This window comes from Streptomyces sp. NPDC002911 (genome assembly GCF_053591835.1).
In genome coordinates this window covers 1-16199 of sequence record NZ_JBSFUO010000024.1, presented here as the reverse complement: position 1 = coordinate 16199, position 16199 = coordinate 1, and the positions used below count along the sequence as shown (strand labels likewise).

Annotated in this window: 18 protein-coding genes, 6 tRNA genes and 1 pseudogene; 8 read left to right on the top strand and 17 right to left on the bottom strand. The window is 69.4% G+C overall.

What is annotated here, in order from left to right:
• Positions 1 to 48: 48 nt before the first annotated feature.
• The 5 genes from ACWD04_RS26870 to ACWD04_RS26850 all read right to left on the bottom strand — a co-directional run bounded on the left by ACWD04_RS26870 (position 49) and on the right by ACWD04_RS26850 (position 3997).
• Positions 49 to 909 (bottom strand): carbohydrate ABC transporter permease, encoded by an 861-nt coding sequence (locus ACWD04_RS26870; protein ID WP_451136097.1) that lies wholly within the window; start codon positions 907 to 909, stop codon positions 49 to 51.
• Positions 906 to 1898 (bottom strand): carbohydrate ABC transporter permease, encoded by a 993-nt coding sequence (locus ACWD04_RS26865; protein ID WP_451136095.1) that lies wholly within the window; start codon positions 1896 to 1898, stop codon positions 906 to 908. Before ACWD04_RS26865 ends, ACWD04_RS26870 begins: the two co-directional genes overlap by 4 nt.
• Positions 1899 to 1908: 10 nt before the next feature.
• Complete coding sequence (locus ACWD04_RS26860; protein ID WP_451136093.1) at positions 1909 to 3195, bottom strand: ABC transporter substrate-binding protein; 1287 nt, start codon at positions 3193 to 3195, stop codon at positions 1909 to 1911.
• 220 nt (positions 3196 to 3415) lie between these two features.
• Positions 3416 to 3487 (bottom strand) — tRNA-Val (locus tag ACWD04_RS26855).
• Between the two features lie 54 nt (positions 3488 to 3541).
• Positions 3542 to 3997 carry a TIGR02611 family protein gene (locus ACWD04_RS26850; RefSeq protein ID WP_451136091.1) on the bottom strand — a complete coding sequence of 152 codons (456 nt, stop codon included), beginning with the start codon at positions 3995 to 3997 and terminating at the stop codon, positions 3542 to 3544.
• 190 nt (positions 3998 to 4187) lie between these two features.
• Between ACWD04_RS26850 and ACWD04_RS26845 the strand changes: the two genes are divergently transcribed.
• Complete coding sequence (locus tag ACWD04_RS26845) at positions 4188 to 4601, top strand: SsgA family sporulation/cell division regulator (protein ID WP_030589699.1); 414 nt, start codon at positions 4188 to 4190, stop codon at positions 4599 to 4601.
• A 395-nt stretch (positions 4602 to 4996) separates the two neighbouring features.
• Entirely contained in the window at positions 4997 to 5554 is a 558-nt protein-coding gene (locus ACWD04_RS26840; protein WP_451136089.1) for a CGNR zinc finger domain-containing protein, read from the top strand.
• Between the two features lie 81 nt (positions 5555 to 5635).
• Here ACWD04_RS26840 and ACWD04_RS26835 read toward each other — a convergent pair whose 3' ends face one another.
• From ACWD04_RS26835 to ACWD04_RS26825, 3 genes are all read right to left on the bottom strand, one after another.
• Complete coding sequence (locus ACWD04_RS26835; RefSeq protein WP_451136087.1) at positions 5636 to 5791, bottom strand: hypothetical protein; 156 nt, start codon at positions 5789 to 5791, stop codon at positions 5636 to 5638.
• 186 nt (positions 5792 to 5977) lie between these two features.
• Positions 5978 to 6988, bottom strand: a complete 1011-nt coding sequence (locus ACWD04_RS26830; protein ID WP_451136085.1) for a LacI family DNA-binding transcriptional regulator — start codon at positions 6986 to 6988, stop codon at positions 5978 to 5980.
• A 314-nt stretch (positions 6989 to 7302) separates the two neighbouring features.
• Positions 7303 to 7767: a hypothetical protein gene (locus ACWD04_RS26825; protein ID WP_451136083.1), complete on the bottom strand. Its 465-nt coding sequence runs from the start codon at positions 7765 to 7767 to the stop codon at positions 7303 to 7305.
• Between the two features lie 154 nt (positions 7768 to 7921).
• Here ACWD04_RS26825 and ACWD04_RS26820 point away from each other — a divergent pair, with 154 nt between their 5' ends.
• Positions 7922 to 8437 carry a DsbA family protein gene (locus ACWD04_RS26820; protein WP_451136081.1) on the top strand — a complete coding sequence of 172 codons (516 nt, stop codon included), beginning with the start codon at positions 7922 to 7924 and terminating at the stop codon, positions 8435 to 8437.
• Positions 8438 to 8474: 37 nt separating this feature from the next.
• On the opposite strand, the gene ACWD04_RS26815 is transcribed toward ACWD04_RS26820, so the two are convergent.
• The 3 genes from ACWD04_RS26815 to ACWD04_RS26805 all read right to left on the bottom strand — a co-directional run bounded on the left by ACWD04_RS26815 (position 8475) and on the right by ACWD04_RS26805 (position 11275).
• Positions 8475 to 9311 (bottom strand): GNAT family N-acetyltransferase, encoded by an 837-nt coding sequence (locus tag ACWD04_RS26815; RefSeq protein ID WP_451136079.1) that lies wholly within the window; start codon positions 9309 to 9311, stop codon positions 8475 to 8477.
• An 84-nt stretch (positions 9312 to 9395) separates the two neighbouring features.
• Positions 9396 to 10217, bottom strand: coding sequence for an aminotransferase class IV (locus ACWD04_RS26810; RefSeq protein ID WP_451136077.1), 822 nt, complete (start codon positions 10215 to 10217; stop codon positions 9396 to 9398).
• Complete coding sequence (locus tag ACWD04_RS26805) at positions 10214 to 11275, bottom strand: chorismate-binding protein (protein WP_451136075.1); 1062 nt, start codon at positions 11273 to 11275, stop codon at positions 10214 to 10216. The genes ACWD04_RS26810 and ACWD04_RS26805 overlap by 4 nt, the downstream gene beginning before the upstream one ends.
• A gap of 308 nt (positions 11276 to 11583) precedes the next feature.
• Here ACWD04_RS26805 and ACWD04_RS26800 point away from each other — a divergent pair.
• The 5 genes from ACWD04_RS26800 to ACWD04_RS26780 all read left to right on the top strand — a co-directional run bounded on the left by ACWD04_RS26800 (position 11584) and on the right by ACWD04_RS26780 (position 12027).
• A tRNA-Gly gene (locus tag ACWD04_RS26800) sits at positions 11584 to 11656 on the top strand.
• 35 nt (positions 11657 to 11691) lie between these two features.
• Positions 11692 to 11765, top strand: a tRNA-Cys gene (locus ACWD04_RS26795).
• Between the two features lies 1 nt (position 11766).
• A tRNA-Val gene (locus ACWD04_RS26790) sits at positions 11767 to 11838 on the top strand.
• A gap of 19 nt (positions 11839 to 11857) precedes the next feature.
• A tRNA-Val gene (locus ACWD04_RS26785) sits at positions 11858 to 11929 on the top strand.
• Between the two features lie 23 nt (positions 11930 to 11952).
• Positions 11953 to 12027 (top strand) — tRNA-Val (locus ACWD04_RS26780).
• Positions 12028 to 12081: 54 nt separating this feature from the next.
• Here the strand turns inward: ACWD04_RS26780 and ACWD04_RS26775 are convergent.
• From ACWD04_RS26775 to ACWD04_RS26750, 6 genes and pseudogenes are all read right to left on the bottom strand, one after another.
• Positions 12082 to 12171 carry an MFS transporter small subunit gene (locus tag ACWD04_RS26775; protein WP_451136191.1) on the bottom strand — a complete coding sequence of 30 codons (90 nt, stop codon included), beginning with the start codon at positions 12169 to 12171 and terminating at the stop codon, positions 12082 to 12084.
• 7 nt (positions 12172 to 12178) lie between these two features.
• Positions 12179 to 13528 (bottom strand): L-lactate MFS transporter, encoded by a 1350-nt coding sequence (locus ACWD04_RS26770; protein ID WP_451136073.1) that lies wholly within the window; start codon positions 13526 to 13528, stop codon positions 12179 to 12181.
• A 128-nt stretch (positions 13529 to 13656) separates the two neighbouring features.
• A complete protein-coding gene (locus ACWD04_RS26765; RefSeq protein ID WP_451136071.1) occupies positions 13657 to 13995 on the bottom strand; it encodes a TFIIB-type zinc ribbon-containing protein in 339 nt (112 codons plus the stop codon).
• A 65-nt stretch (positions 13996 to 14060) separates the two neighbouring features.
• Complete coding sequence (locus ACWD04_RS26760; protein ID WP_451136069.1) at positions 14061 to 15023, bottom strand: phosphotransferase family protein; 963 nt, start codon at positions 15021 to 15023, stop codon at positions 14061 to 14063.
• Positions 15024 to 15235: 212 nt separating this feature from the next.
• A complete protein-coding gene (locus ACWD04_RS26755) occupies positions 15236 to 15442 on the bottom strand; it encodes a hypothetical protein (protein WP_203185087.1) in 207 nt (68 codons plus the stop codon).
• Positions 15443 to 15673: 231 nt separating this feature from the next.
• Positions 15674 to 16199, bottom strand: a pseudogene (locus tag ACWD04_RS26750) (IS982 family transposase); the annotation flags it as partial.

Genomic DNA, 16199 nt, shown 5'->3' with positions numbered 1-16199 from the left:
GACGCGCGAACGCCTGGCCGGGGTGCGGGTCTTCGTCGCCACGGTGCGTCAGCCCTTCAGGCCCGAGGTGGCCATGCCGTCGATCAGATAGCGCTGGAAGGCCACGAAGAAGGCCAGCACCGGGAGCAGGGCTACCAGGGACATGGCGATCATGCCGCCGTAGTCCGCCACCGCGTCCTGGTCGATGAACATCTTCAGCCCCAGGGAGACGGTGTACTTGCCCGGCTCGTTGAGATACAGCAGGGGGCCCATGAAGTCGTTCCAGGCATTGATGAACGTGAAGATCGCGCTGGTGACGAGCGCCGGCCGGCAGAGCGGCATGACGATGGACCAGTAGGTCCTCAGGTGCCCGCAGCCGTCCAGGCGCGCCGCCTCGTCGAGTTCCTTGGGCAGGCCTCGCATGAACTGCACCATCAGGAAGACGAAGAAGGCGTCGGTGGCCAGGTATTTGCCGATCAGCAGCGGCGTGAAGGTGTTGATCAGCTCCAGCTTCTGGAACATCACGTACTGCGGAATGATCAGCACGTGATACGGCAGCAGCAGGGTGCCGATCATGATGGCGAACATGATGTTGCGGCCTGCGAAGCGCACCTTCGCGAACGCGTAGGCGGTCAGCGAGCAGGACAGCACCACGCCGATCACGGAACCGACGGCTATGTACGTCGAGTTCAGGAAGAACGTCGAGATCGGTATGTCGGCGATGCCCTCGGTGAGCCTGGCGTAGTTGTCACCGATCGGATCGGCGGGGAACAGGTCGAGCGCGCCGATGATCTCGGCGCTGGGCTTGAAAGAGGCCCCGATCGTCCACACCACCGGGTAGAGGACCACGCCGAGGATGACGAGCGCACCGAGGTGCCAGGCGAGTGCGCCGGGTCCCCGGCGCCGTACGGCTGCTGTCAGGAGACTCATCGGCCGCCCTCCTCGTAGTGCACCCAGCGCTTCTGGGACCAGAACAGCACGGCGGTGACCAGGCCGACCGCGAGCAGCAGCAGCCAACCCATGGCCGAGGCGAAGCCCATGCGGCTGTTCACGAAGCCTTGTTCGTACAGATAACAGGTGTAGACGAGCGTGGCGTCGGCCGGTCCGCAGCTGCCGTTGCTGACGATGTAGGCCGAACCGAAGATCTGGAACGAGTGGATGGTCTCCAGCAGGACGTTGAAGAACAGCACCGGCGAGATCATCGGCAGGGTGATGTGGAAGAACCTGCGCCAGGGGCCGGCTCCGTCCATCTCGGCCGCCTCGTAGAGCTCGCCCGGGACCTGCTTGAGGCCGGCCAGGAAGATGACCATCGGCGCGCCGAACTGCCAGACGGTGAGGGCGATCAGCGCGTAGACGATCATCGCGGGGTCGCCGATCCAGCCGCCGGCGTCGACGCCGAACACCTTCTGCGTACGGTCGACGAGCGCGTCGTCCGAGAACAGCGCGCGCCAGACGATGGCCGCCGAGACGCTCGCACCGATCAGCGACGGGGCGTAGAAGGCCGCTCGGTAGAAGGACTGGCCCCACCGCTTCTGGGCGAGCAGCATGGCGACGGCGAGTGCGGCGGCCAGCTTGATCGGGGTGCCGATCAGCACGTACCAGGAGGTGACCTCGACCGACTGGCGCCAACGGGGGTCGGCGAACATGTCGGTGAAGTTCTGCAGCCCGATCCAGCGGGGCGCTTCGAACAGGTTGTACTCGGTGAACGAGAGGTACAGCGAGACCACCATGGGTCCGGCGATCAGGAACAGGAAGCCCGCGATCCAGGGCGACATGAACAGATAGCCGGCCAGGTTCTCCCGCCGGTCCCGTCGCTTCGAGGCGTCGGGCGGCGCGCTTCCTCCTGGACCGCTCCGCTTGGCGACGGAGCGGTCGTCCCCGGCGGCGAGCACGCCCGGGGAGCTGTGGATGTGAGTCACCACTGTCCTCTCAGTTCGAGGCGAGGGCGGTCTTCGCCTCGGAGAAGAACTGCTTCACGGCGTCCTCCGGCGAGGCCTTGCCCAGGGACAGGTCGGCGCCGATGCGCAGGAAGGCGGCCTCGACCACATCCGCGCCGGCCGGGTGCGGGGTGATCTTCTCCAGGAGACCCGCGTCCGCGATCTTCGTCTCGAAGTCGGCGATCGCCTTGTTCGGCGCGTCGGTGGGCTGATAGGCCTCGAACTGCGAGGTGGTGGCGGGGACGCCGCGGTCGTAGCCCATGATCCGGGCGACCTCGGGGTCCTGGGTCATGAAGGTGATGAAGGTCGCGACCTCGGCGGGGTGCTTGGTGCGTGCCGTGCCGCTGAGCATCAGCGAGCCCAGGTACTGGCTGGTCTTCTTGCCGTCCGTGCTGGGGATGGGGGCCAGGCCGTACCTCCCCTTGCCTTCCGCGCTGTAGCGGACGGAGAAGTTGTCCCAGTTGAACTCGCCGGCCGACAGACCCTTCGCGAGGGCGAGAGCGGGCTTGATCTGCTCGACCTTCTTGGGGTCGGCGTAGACGCCGGACTTCACCCGCGCGAGGGCCTCGGTCCAGTAGGGCAGCAGTTCGGCCTCGCCGAAACCCATGCCGTCTTCGGTGAAGAACGCCTTGCCGTTCTGGCGGAGTATCAGGTCGTAGAGGTACATCACGCCGTGCGGACCGGAGTCACCGGCGATCCCCTGGGTGCTCTTGATCTTCTGCATGCCCGCGTACCAGTCGTCCCACGTCCAGCCGATCTCGGGCGTGATGGCCGCCTTCTCGTACACCTGCTCGTCGATGACCAGGGCCATCGAGTTACTGCCGACCGGCACACCGAGCAGCTTGCCGTCGATCTCCGCGAACTTCTCCAGCCCGGAGCGGAAGCCGCTGAGGTCGAGGTTGCCCTTCTCCGCCTGGGGGTTGAGGTCGAGGAGAACGTTCTTCGCCTCGTACTTCCGGAGGAAGGTCACGGCGTTCTGGATGACGTCCGGGGGGTTGCCGCCGGCCGCCTGTGTGTTGAACTTCTTCCAGAAGTCCGGGTACTGCTGGAAGTCCGTCTTCACCTTGATCTTCGGGTGCTTCTTCTCGAAGAGGGCGACGCACTGCTGGACCTTCTTGGCCCGGTCGTCCGCACCCCACCACGAGTGCCGGAGGGTGACAGGGCCACCCGAGCCGCCGCTGCCCGAGCCGCAGCCGGCCGCGGTCAGCCCGAGACCGGCCGCCGAGAGGCCGGCCAGCTTCAGCAGCTGCCGCCTGTCCATGCCGTTGTTACGAGACATAGCTCGTCCCCACCGTTCGCATTGAATCGTTTTAGAAAGCGCTTGCTGGGTCAAAGTAAGGAGTGACACCGAGCGCGTCAACGGTTAGGACGAAATTCCGGCAGACAGCCTGACGACGGGCCGAACGAACGGCGCGGGCAGCGGTGCCGTGCGCCCACCGCGGAAACACCGATGGCCCGGAAGCTTCTGAGAAGCTTCCGGGCCATCGGTGTTTCCGCGGTGGGCGATACTGGGTTCGAACCAGTGACCTCTTCGGTGTGAACGAAGCGCTCTCCCACTGAGCTAATCGCCCCGGCGCACCGCAAACATTACCCCATGTCAGCGGCGCCTTCGGACCACTACCGGGTCACTGCTCGATCTTCCAGGGCATCGTTATGCCGAACTCCCAGACGTAGATCCCGACCAGCACCGCGATGATCACGAGCCCGACCACGGTGAGGATGATGTTGCGCCGCCGGACCTTGGGGTCGAGGGCGCGCTGGGCGGCTTCGGTGACCTTGCGCCGGGTCCAGCGCAGGACGATCTGCGCCCAGACGAATTCGGTCGCCCAGATCGCCATACCACCGAAGATCACCAGCCATCCCGGGCCCGGCAGCGCCAGCATCGCGACGCCCGCTCCGACCACGGCGAGGCCGACGACGAAGATCCCGACCTGCCAGCCCAGATGAAGCAGCCTCGACTTCCGGATGAACCCGGGCGCCCGCGAGCCCAGCTCGCGCTCCGTCGTCTGCTCGTCCCCCGCGGCGGAATCGGCGGCCACCGTCGCGGCGACCTCTCTCCGCTCGTCACTCTCCGCATTCATGGAGCCCAACCTACCGGAACGGCGATCGTCACCGAAATGGACGCATGACCCAAAGTTACACATCAGTGGACGAGCGGGCTGAAGCATCACAAATAGGTCAGAGGGGTTTACAACGCCACCGTAGGTGGCATGTCGATTTCGCCGACGTGCGAATCCCCGAGCGCACACTGAGCGAAAGGCCCTGGCGCTTATGAACACCACGGTCAGCTGCGAGCTGCACCTGCGCCTCGTTGTGTCGAGCGAGTCCTCACTGCCTGTACCCGCGGGCCTGCGGTATGCCACGGCCGATCCCTATGCCGTGCACGCCACCTTCCACACCGGAGCGGAGGAGACGGTCGAATGGGTTTTCGCCCGTGACCTCCTCGCCGAGGGGCTGCACCGGCCCACCGGTACCGGAGACGTCCGCGTCTGGCCATCTCGAAGTCACGGCCAAGGCGTCGTCTGCATCGCACTGAGCTCCCCGGAGGGCGAAGCCCTGCTGGAAGCCCCGGCCAGGGCTCTGGAGTCGTTCCTGAAGAGGACCGACGCCGCGGTCCCGCCCGGCACCGAGCATCGTCACTTCGACCTCGATACGGAGCTCTCACACATCCTGGCCGAGAGCTGAGCCAGGCCGAGAGCTGCGGGACGCCGTCCGACTCGGGGAGACGGCGTCGCTCGGACAACCTCGTAGGGCAGACACCGGCGCCGTCGCCGCGGAACCCACCGCGGCGGCGGCGCCGCTGCGCGCGGGGGCCGGGGCGTCACGTCGGCTCGGCGCGGAGGCCGACGTGGCGCCCCGGCATCATTCGCACCAGGCACCTCGCCACTGCTCTCCGAACCGCCTCTGGAGCTGCCTGCGCCGCCTGCGGGCCCTTCAGGCTCCGGCGGCGCAACCCCGGCCGGGAAAAAGGAGCCTTCCCGCCCCTCCGGGTCCGCACCGGACCGTGGGCGCCTTCGCCGAGCCAGTAGAGTCAGCCGCCATCGGTGGACGCCCGTCCGCCGGAGGCCAGGGAGCGAAGCGTGCTGATCCCACACGACACCCGGATCGCCCTCGAAGCGGTGGTCGATCTGGTGAACACCGCACCGGACAGCGACGCGGGCGACGGGCTCGCGGAGCTCTCCGCGCTCTACACCTTCGCGGAGCGCCACGACATCAGCGGCGTCGGAACCCTCGGCGACAAGGACCTGCGCGCCGTGCGGGACGTCCGCGACCGGTTCGCCGAGATATTCGCGGCGCCCGACGCCCGCACCGCCGCGGACCTCGTCAACAGCCTGGTGGCCGCGGCCGGCACCACGCCGCAGCTCACCGATCACGACGGTTACGACTGGCACATCCACTACTTCGCACCGGACGCCTCCATCGCGGACCACCTCGCGGCCGACTGCGGCATGGCGCTGGCCTTCATCGTGGTGGCGGGCGAGCAGGAACGGCTGCGGCGCTGCGAGGCCCCCGACTGCCGGGACGCCTTCGTCGACCTGTCGCGCAACCGCTCCCGCCGCTACTGCTCGAGCCGCACCTGCGGCAACCGGCTCCATGTCGCCGCCTACCGCGCCCGACGCCGGGAAGCGGCACGCTGACCGTCCGCACGCCCGCCGTACCACCGCCCTTCGGAAGGGTGCGGCCCTGCGGAGCGATGGGCACCCGGGCCCGCCGGCCGTTCACAGGAGAAAGAGATCATGCAGGGCTGCCATCAGCAGCAGGCCGCCGACCACCGACAGGAAAATCATCAGCGGGGGCTGGGAAAGCGCGAAGAGACAGCCACGCGGCTCTTCGGCAGGGGATGCGGGGGCGTCGCCCCGGGAGGTGTCCACCATCTCGTAGTGATCATGACGCAGAGTGGACCCCGTTGGCGATCAACGGGACCCGCCGAAGGGCCGGTTCACCCACTCCAGGATGAACGGAATCCACTCAGGCGTCCGAAGATGCTTCGCGCGTTCGCCCTGGCGTGCGTCCCGCCGGGGCGTCCGGGGCGGGATCGCGTCGGCGCCCCCGCCCCGAGGTCAGCGCGGGGCGGCGCTGGAAGCGCGTACGACGAGTTCGGGCTGGAGCACCACACTGCGGTGCCGGTGGCCGCCGCCCTCGTCGTCCGCCTCCTCCAGGAGGAGCTCCGCCGCCATCCTGCCCATCACCACAGCGGGCTGCCGGACCGAGGTGAGGGGTACGGCGGCGGCCGCGGCGAATTCGATGTCGTCGTAACCGACGATGGCGACGTCCTGCGGCACCCGCACGCCGGCGGCGTAGAGCGACTGAAGGACGCCCAGCGCCAGCAGGTCGTTGGCGCAGAACACCGCTGTCGGCCTGGGCACGAGGCCGAGCAGTCTGGCCCCGGCGTCGCGGCCCGCCGCCACGTCCAGGCGGTCGGAGGGGATCTCGACGAGCGCTTCGGGGCCGAGCCCTGCCTCGGTGAGAGCCGCGAGGGCGCCCTCGCGGCGGTCCCTGATCTGGTAGAGATCGCCGGGGCCGCTCACATAGGCGACGGAGCGGTGTCCCGCCGAGACCAGGTGCCCGACGGCGAGCATGCCGCCGCGTACGTCGTCCACGGACACGGCACAGCTGTCGATGGACGCCGCCACCCGGTCGACCAGCACATAGGGAATCCGGTGGCGGGCGAAGGCCTCGAGGTTGCCCCCAGTGGCGTCGGCCGGGGTGACCAGCACGCCGCAGACCCGCTGCTCGGCGAAGAGCCCGAGGTATTCGGCCTCCTCCTCCTGGCTCTGGTCGCTGTTGCAGACCATCACGCCGAGACCGGCTTCCCGGGCCGCGCGCTCGGCGCCGCGGGCGATGTCGACGAAGAACGGGTTGCCCATGTCCAGCACGAGCAGGGCCATGATGCGGCTGCGGCCCGCCCGGAGCTGTCTGGCCGACTCGCTGCGTACGTATCCGAGTTCCTCGATCGCCGCGAGCACACGGGCCCGGGTGTCGGGCAGCACCGCCTCGGGACGGTTGATCACATTGGAGACCGTGCCCACCGAGACTCCGGCCTGCCGGGCCACGTCCTTGATCCCTGCCACACGCCCCACTTGTCCTGCCCCACTGATACGTACCGCCGCCGCGCGTCGGCGCCGGGTCCCTCGGTCCATGGACGGACGTACGGCGTGGTCCGTCGCGCCGTCGCCCGAACCGCGCCCGATGGATTGAATTGTTTCAATCCGTTCGGGACGCTAACCGCACCCACGGGAAACCGTCAAGATCGGTGCGATGCAACCCGAATATACCGAGGCGCGAGGCGAGCAAGGGCACTTCGATGCCTACGAAGGTAGTGAATCGATTCACACCGGGCGCTTCGCAGCGCCGCGCGCTGCGAGGAACAGTCCCAGGTGACCGGTCAGATCCCGTGCTTCTTCAGGATGGCCTCGATGTCACTGAAGTCCTCACCGGGCGCGGCCGCCTGCTGCGCCTTCTTCTTCGGCCGCTCCCGCGCCTGCGGCTCGGCAGTCCCGCCCCCGGAGGTCAGCGAAGGCGAAGACGCGGCCGGCGCGACGGCGGCACCCCGCTCCGCGGCCCGGGCGGCCTTGCGCTCCTTGCGGGTGGAGCCGCTGCGGCGCTCCACTGAGCGCGTGGTGATGAAGAGCAGCCAGGCCACGGCCAGCAGCCCGAAGCCGATCCAGACACTCGGCTTGAAGGCGATGCCCGACAGCCACTCCACGACGCCGGTCATCACCAGCCCGACGGGCACCAGCGAGTAGGCGGCGATCCGGGTCGCCGTGAGGAACCGCTTGCGGTACGCGGTGATCGCGGCGATGCCCAAACCGGCCGCCGACACCGCGGAACAGATGGTCTCGGCAAGCATGAGGGCCTCCAGCGATCGGGATACGTCCCTTCCATCCTGCACCGGCCACTGCCGGAGAGGCCACGGTGCGGGAGCACATCAGGGTCATTTCAGGGCCGCGGCCCTCCCCAGGTCCCGATTGGGAAGCGCCGGTCCGGCCTGAAAGACTGACCGCATGAGCGAATCCCCCTCCGCCGCGCCGGTCGTCCTCGACCTCTGGTGCGAGCTCGAGTGCCCCGACTGCCATCGGGCCCTCTCCGACGTCCACGCCTTGCGCGCCCGCTACGGCAACCGGCTGGAGGTCCGGCTGCGTCACTTCCCGCTGGAGAGGCACAAGCACGCGTACGCGGCGGCACAGGCCGTCGAGGAAGCCGTCGTCCAGGGCAAGGGATGGCCGTACGTCGAGGCCGTACTGGCCCGCACCACCGACCTCGCCCGTGCGGGCGAGTCCCTGCTGCTCGAGGTGGCGGGCGAACTGGGTCTGGACGCCGAGGAGTTCGACACCGCCCTGATCGACGGCCGGCATCTGCTGATCGTGGACGCGGACCAGGCGGAGGGCAAGGCGATCGGCGTCACCGGGACTCCGACGTATGTGATCGGCGACGAGCGGCTGGACGGCGGGAAGAGCCAGGAAGGGCTGCTCGCGCGCATCGAGGAGATCGCCGACCGTCTCCTCGACGGCCAGGGCTGACCGCCGGGCGTCGCCGGCCACCGGGAGCTCCGGGCGGCTACAGCGCCTTGGCCAGGTTGTACTGCGTCACCTCGTACCCGAGTGATTCGTACAGCCGTAGCGCGGGCGTGTTGGAGGCGAAGACGTGCAGGCCGAGCAGACCGAGGCCGGCGTCGAGCGTGATGTCCTCCGCGAGGTGCATGAGCGCCCTGCCGTAGCCCTGCCCCCGGTGCTCCTCGCGGACCTCGACGTCGAACACGTAACCGAGGTCGTCGCCGTCCGGCATCTCACGTCGGGCCACCCAGACATTGCCGACGACGGCTCCGTCGTGGACGAGGACATGGAAGTACATGCCGGGAGTGGCCAGGCCGTCCGGCAGATTCATGGAGTGGTCCCTCTCGGACTTGCGCCGGGCCTGTTCCTCCGGCACACCGCGCTCCATCCATTCCCGCGCGTACGTCCCGACGCTGGTGGCCGCCCACTCGGCGTATTCCAGCTCCGTCATGGGCCGCCCGGTGACCCCGGCCGGCAGCGCGGGGGCGGTCCGCCGGAGAGACTTCAGCATGTTCCGGCTGCGCTCGGTGTAGCCGAGCACGGCCGCCAGGGCCTGGGCGGCAGCGTTCTCAGCCGGGGCCACCAGGCTGACCTGATTACAGCCCCAGCCGCGCAGCACTTCCTCGGCGGCGAGTGCGGCGACGGTCCCGCGGCCGCGCCTGCGGTGCGCCTCCTCGATGCCGAGCGTCGTGAGTATGCCCGCCGAGGGGCCGAAGGCCGGATCGGTGGAGATGCCGACGGCGCCAACGGGCCGCCCGTTGTCGCACACGTCATAGGTGCGTACCCGCGCGCCGTCGGCGCCTTGCTGGACCGGCCCGGCCGGCCGAATGGTCGTGGTCATCAGGGAGTTCTATCCGCTGGACGGCCGGGCGTCATCCTCTTCAGGGATTCCGGCTCACCGGATGCGGGCCGCGGAGGGGCCGGCTCACGGATCGAGATCACCGGCCGCGCGCTCGTCGAAGACCCGCATGGCCTTCGCCGTCACGGGACCGGGGGTGCCGGACAGTTCCCGCCCGTCGACCCGGTGGACGGCCTGGATGTCGCGGAGCGTCGAGGTCAGGAAGATCTCGTCGGCCCGCTCGAGCACGTCCAGCGGGAGGTCGGTCTCCTGTGCGCCCGTCCACTCCACGGCCAGGGCACGGGTGATCCCCGCGAGACATCCCGAGGTGACCGGAGGCGTGTGGATCTGCCCGTCGAGGACCACGAAGACGTTGGATCCGGTGCCCTCGCAGAGCTCTCCGACCGTGTTGGGGAAGAGCGCCTCCGAGGCGCCCCGCTCATGGGCGCGCGCGAGAGCGACGACGTTCTCGGCGTACGAGGTCGTCTTGAGCCCGGTCACGGCGCTGCGTTCGTTGCGCGTCCACGGAACGGTGACCACGGCCGTGCTGTCGGGGCGGCGCGCCGCCTCGCCCAGGGCGACGATCAGGCTGGGTGCGGCGTCGCCGCGGTCGGAGCCGAGCGGTGCGAGACCGCCGGTGCAGGTGATCCGGAGCCGGCCGAGCTCCATGGGATTCGCCTCGATGACGGCGGCCACCGCGCGGCGGACCTCGTCGTGACCGGGGTCGGCCAGGCCCAGGCCCCTCGCCGAGCGTGTCAGCCGGCCAAGGTGCCGGGTCAGGGCAAAGGGGCGGCCCCGGGTCACCCGGACCGTCTCGAAGATGCCGTCCCCCACGGTCAGCCCGTGGTCGAGCACGGACAGCCGGGCGTCATCGGCGTCGCGCAGTCCGCCGTTGACCCAAATCCTCATGACGCGGTCCTTCCTGTTTCCTCGTAGGCGCCCGACGCTACAGCGAGCAGCCGCGAGGCCTTGAGCTCGGTCTCCGCCCATTCGCGCGCCGGATCGGATCCCCAGGTGATGCCGGCTCCGGTACCGAAACGAAGGAGGGGGACGGGCCCGGTGCGGTCGATCCAGAAGGTCCGTATGCCGACGGCCAGTTCCGCGGTACCCCGGTCGGCGTCCACCCAGCCGACCGCTCCGCAGTACGGGCCGCGGGGGCCGGTCTCCAGGGCGTCGATGATTCCCAGCGCGCTGGACTTGGGCGCGCCGGTGACGGAGCCGGGCGGGAACGCGGCGGTGAGCAGTTCGGGCCACCCGGCACCGTCGGCGAGCCGCCCGCGCACGGTGGAGACGAGGTGGACCAGTCCCGGGTGCTTCTCCACGGCGCAGAGGTCGGGCACGCTCACGCTGCCGGGCGCGCAGACGCGTCCCAGGTCGTTGCGGACCAGGTCCACGATCATCACGTTCTCGGCGTGGTCCTTCTCCAGCAGATCGCCCTCGGTGCGTCCGGTGCCCTTGATCGGCCCCGACTCGACGGTCCGGCCGTCGCGTGCCAGGAAGAGCTCGGGGGACGCGGTGGCGATCTCCACGCCGTGCTCCGGGAGCCGGATCGTGCCCGCGTACGGAGCCGGATTTCCCCGGGCGAGCAGGGCGGTGAGGGCGTCCACATCGGCCACCTCGGCCTGCGGGCCGGGCAGCGGCGCGGACAGGACCCGGCAGAGATTGGCCTGGTAGACCTCACCCGCCGCGATGTGTTCACGGATCCGCCGTACGCCGGCCATGTAGGCGTGCTCGTCGAGTGAGGACGTCCAGTCGTCCGCGGCGGGCCCTCGCCAGGCACCGGGCACGGGGAGGGGGACCTCTTCGGACCGTACGGTGGCGAAACGGGCACAGACCAGGCGGCCTTCGAAGTCGTCACATACCGCCCAGAAGCCGGATGATTCGAGAGCCGCCGGATCGCTGGTCACGTCCCGTAGGCCGGAGGCCACGAGGCCACCGAAACGGGCAAGGGGGGTGAGGTCGCGCACGTGACCGAGTCTAGGGCCGCCCCGTCGCCCCTGAGAGATCAGCGCATGGCGTCGGATGCGGTACCGCGCAAGGCGGAAAAGACGTCTGCATACCGGGCGTATTCGGGCGTCCCGGCAAGCCGGCGAGGTGCCGCAGCTGTCGCCGCGCGCCCGCGAGGGACGACGGGACGACCCTCGGGCGGCACGCGGGTGACCTGCGGCGGGCGGCGGTGGCGCAGCACGCTGCGCAAACGCGTTTTTGTGCTGGCCCGGGAATCCGCTAGAGTTCAACACGTCGCCGGGACGCGCAAGCGGGCCGGGAAAGACAAGCGGACGTAGCTCAGTTGGTAGAGCGCAACCTTGCCAAGGTTGAGGTCGCCAGTTCGAACCTGGTCGTCCGCTCGCAGAAGGTGGGAGTCTTGCCGACTTCCATCCCTGGTGGAGTGGCCGAGAGGCGAGGCAACGGCCTGCAAAGCCGTCTACACGGGTTCAAATCCCGTCTCCACCTCCAAGGACGATTAGCTCAGCGGGAGAGCACTTCCCTGACACGGAAGGGGTCACTGGTTCAATCCCAGTATCGTCCACCGGTCCGCAAGGATCCCCGCGCGATTAGCTCAGCGGGAGAGCGCTTCCCTGACACGGAAGAGGTCACTGGTTCAATCCCAGTATCGCGCACGCAGTACACGCAGGGTCGCCCTGCGCGATTAGCTCAGCGGGAGAGCGCTTCCCTGACACGGAAGAGGTCACTGGTTCAATCCCAGTATCGCGCACCAGCCGAAACCCCCGATCGTCTCGACGACCGGGGGTTTTGTCGTGGGCAGTGCGGGTCAGCCGGTGAAGAGCTGGGTGGCCTTGCGAACGAGCTCGTACAGTCCGTAGGCGAACGGTACGGCGACCGCGAGCCAGACGAACACCATGAGCGGCTTACGACTGCTGGTGGACACGGGGGCTCCCTTCCTGTGCCTCGTGGAAGCGTGCGTGGACCGGGCGGATGCACTCGTTGGCGACGAAGCCGACGATCAGCAGCCCGATCATGATCGTCAGGGAGGTCGAGTAAAGGCTGGGGCCGCTGTGTCCGGCCCGCTCCCCCGCGTCCGCGACCCGGTTGACGATCAGCGGGCCGAGCACGCCGGCCGTGGACCACGCGGTCAGGAGGCGGCCGTGGATGGCTCCCACCTGGTACGTGCCGAAGAGGTCCCGCAGATAGGCGGGAGCGGTCGAGAACCCTCCGCCGTAGAAGGACAGGATCACGAGCGCGCAGCAGATGAAGAGCGGCTTGGAGTCGTTGCCCAGCTGGGCGATGACCACGTACATGAGTGCGCCGACGCCGAGGTAGATCCGGTACATGTTCTTACGGCCGATCAGGTCCGAGGTGGAGGACCACAGGAGGCGGCCTCCCATGTTCGCCAGCGAGAGCAGAGCGACGAAACCCGCCGCCGCGGAGAGCGAGACCGGGGTGGAGCTGTCCGCGAAGAAGTCCTGGATCATGGGCACGGCCTTCTCGAGGATGCCGATGCCCGCGGTGACGTTCATGCAGAGGACGACCCACAGGCACCAGAACTGCGGTGTGCGCAGGGCGTTGCGGGCGGAGACCTGGGCGTTCGTGACGAGCCTGCGGGTCTCCTGTTTCGGCTGCCAGCCGTCGGGGAGCCAGCCCTCGGGCGGCACCCGCACGAGGAAGACGCCGAGCGCCATGAACGCGGCGTAGACGACACCGTGGACGAGGAAGGCCGTGGCGATGCCGGAACGGTCCGCGCCGAAGCTCTCCAGCATCCCGGTGGACCAGGGTGAGGCGATGAGTGCGCCGCCGCCGAATCCCATGATGGCGATGCCGGTCGCCATGCCGGGGCGGTCGGGGAACCACTTGATGAGGGTGGAGACCGGCGAGATGTAACCGATACCGAGGCCTATGCCGCCGATGAAACCGTAGCCGAGGACGACGAGCCAGTACTGGCCGGTGGCGGCGCCGAGCGCGGCGACGAGGAAGCCGGAGGAGAAGCAGACGAGCGAGACGAACATCGCCCAGCGGGGTCCGTTGCGCTCGACGAGAGTGCCACCGAACGCGGCCGAGAGGCCGAGCATGACGATGCCCAGCTGGAACGGGAGAGCACTTGCGGTGCCCGAGAGGTCGAGCGCGGATTCGAGCGGGGGCTTGAACACACTCCAGGCGTAGGCCTGTCCGATGGAAAGGTGCACGGCGAGCGCGGCGGGCGGTACGAGCCAGCGGCTCCACCCCGGGGGCGCGACAGTGCGGGACCTGTCGAGGAAGTTCATGGATCCGCACTCTAGGCATCAGCCATGGCCATGGCTAGATCATGAGGAGCGTCGGGCGACGTATGCAATGCGGGTCCGGGCGCCGGCCCGGACCCGCCCTTCGACACCACCCCGCAGGGGAGGCCGGGTCAGGAGCTGAACAGCATCCGGCCGAAGCTCTTCTGGCGGTGGTGGCCGCCGTAGTGACCGCCCTGGTGCGGTGCTCCCCAGGCGGGGGGCTGCGCAGCGGGGTAGGCCTGCGGAGCGTGCGGGGCCTGCGGAGCGTGCGGGGCCTGCGGGGCGGGGTAGGCCTGCGGGGCGGGCGGCGCGGGCGGGGCCTGCTGCGCCCACTGCGACTCCAGGCGGCTCAGGGACTCCAGCTCGCCGTAGTCGAGGAATATCCCGCGACAGCCGCTGCACTGCTCGATCTGGACACCGTTGCGGTTGTACGTGTGCATCTGCGCGTGACACTTGGGGCACTGGAACATCGGGCGGGCTCCTCAGGTCGTGGCGACGTCACCGGACAAGCATGCCCGGCAGCGATCGCTTCACCCTACGACGCTCGTTCGGTCACCAACTCGGGCGGGAGGGAGGCAATTCGGACACATGCGTCGATCATCAACTGTTCCACCTCATCCGGACTGCGGTCCTCCGCCACGGACTTGGCCAGGGCCAGAGCCGCCGTCTGTACCGTGAGCGCCCGCGCCGGGACGTCCAGCTCGGGCCACGGGTCCCCTTCGGCCCGCACGGCCGGGCCGCCTGCGGCTCGGTAGGTACCGAGGAAGCGCTGCCAGATCTCGGGCGGCATCAACCCGGCCGCGTACCAGGCGGCGGGCCGCGCCAGATCCCAGGCGGGATCGCCCGGACCCGCGTCGTCGACGTCGATCAGCAGCCAGGGACCGTGCTCCGCGGGGTGCCGCACGAGCTGACCGAGGTGCAGATCGCCGTGGCAGAGGAAACCGTCCCGGTGCTCGGGCGTCGGGGTCTCGGCACGGGCCCAGCCGGGCAGTCCGCGCCAGGCGGCCAGCACGGGAGTGACAGCCGGGTCGCCGGGGCGGGCCGCGCACAGGCGCGCCACGGCCCGGGCCGCCTTGACCGGTCCGCGCATCGGCGGGAGCGCATCGGGCGGCGGGGTGCGGTGCAGCCGGGCGAGGAGGTCGGCGGTCTCCTCCCAGGGCGCGGCGTCGGGGTCACAGGGGTCGACGGGTGCGCCGTACGGCCAGAGGCTCACGGTGCGGCCTACGGCACTGCCGCCCGGCCCGTCCGGGACGGCGAGCGGCGGGAGCAGGATGCCCGCCAGCGGGGCCGAGGCAGCCAGGGACAGACGGGCCGCCAGGGCCGAGGTCTCCGAGTCGGGGGCGTGGGCCTTGGCGACGACCGGACCGCTGCGGACCACCGTGCCGTCGGGCCGGTCCGCGAGCACCTGTGGCGGGGCGCATGCGCACGCCGCTGTGCCGGCGTGCGCGCTGTCGTGCGCGAGGTCGCCGAGTGCGCGCACGACAGGGGTGGTGGTCATGGGTTCGGCTCCCGCGGAGGTGGTCGGCCGGCTCCGCGGCCGGCCCCGGCGGTGATCGTACGCGGCCGCTCCGAAAAGGGTCCGGACAGCGCGATGTCCGGCCAGCTCCCCAGCTGGCCGGACAAACGCTGCCGTCCGCCGCACCCCCGTCCCCACGGGGCTGTTGGCCGGATGTCCCGGTCCGAACCGCTCTTCCGGACCCGGGGCGCCGCTCAGCGCCCCAGCATCACGCCCACGGACGACGCTTGTGTGACCACTGCGTCCCAGCCGCCGAAGACGACGACCAGCAGGGCCGCCAGAGGAAGAACCATGGCTGTCGCCACCAGTGGGTGGCGCGTGCCGGACGGACGCACGCCGAACGAGGCGTACGCCCTGCGCCCTTGCGTGCGGATCATGGTCCGCGTCGCCGTGTCCGCCATGGTTCCTCTCCTGACCTGTTCCGGAGCGGCGGGCGTCTGGCCTCGGGGGACGAGTTCCACGCCCGCCGCTTGACTTCAAGATTACGGAGACGGAAACCACCCGGCGTCATGCCCGCGTACCGAATGCCGGGCCTCCCGGAGGATGAGCCGACCGCCTCCGCTGTACTCCCCTGGGTGGAGAAAGGGTGCTGGTTGCAGCACCCTGCACCTGGACGAGTCATTCCGATGTGCTCAGTGGTCATAAGCGATCAAGGATCGTATGACGGGCTGGCCGGTCTTGTGGTTGTGCCAGATCGCGGCAGCCATCGCGAGGATGCGCTGGGCGACGCGGACGGCGACGCCCTCGAAGGTCCGGCCGCCGTGCTGTTCCAGGTCAAGCTGGCCTTTGAGGGTGTCGTTGACCGACTCGATCAGCTGCCGCACCGACTTCAGGAGGCTCTCGCCCTTGCGCTTCTTCTCACGCTTGAACGAAGGACGCAGCAGCTCCGCGCCCCGGAAGGCCAGATCGGCCTCGAACTCCTTGGAGGCGAAGCATTTGTCCGCGATCACCAGCAGGCTTGGCCGATCCGCGGCAAGGTGCGGTTCGCGGTCCAGCCCCAGAAGAACCGGGAGTGCGAGGCGCAGTACCCGTATCCGGCCCGGCCGGCCATGTCCGACCGCTTCACCGTCGGACGCGAGCGGCCGCACTCCACCGGCGTGGAGTCGATGATCCAGTGGTTGTCGAACCAGAAGTCCGTATCGACGGCCAGTAGCCGTA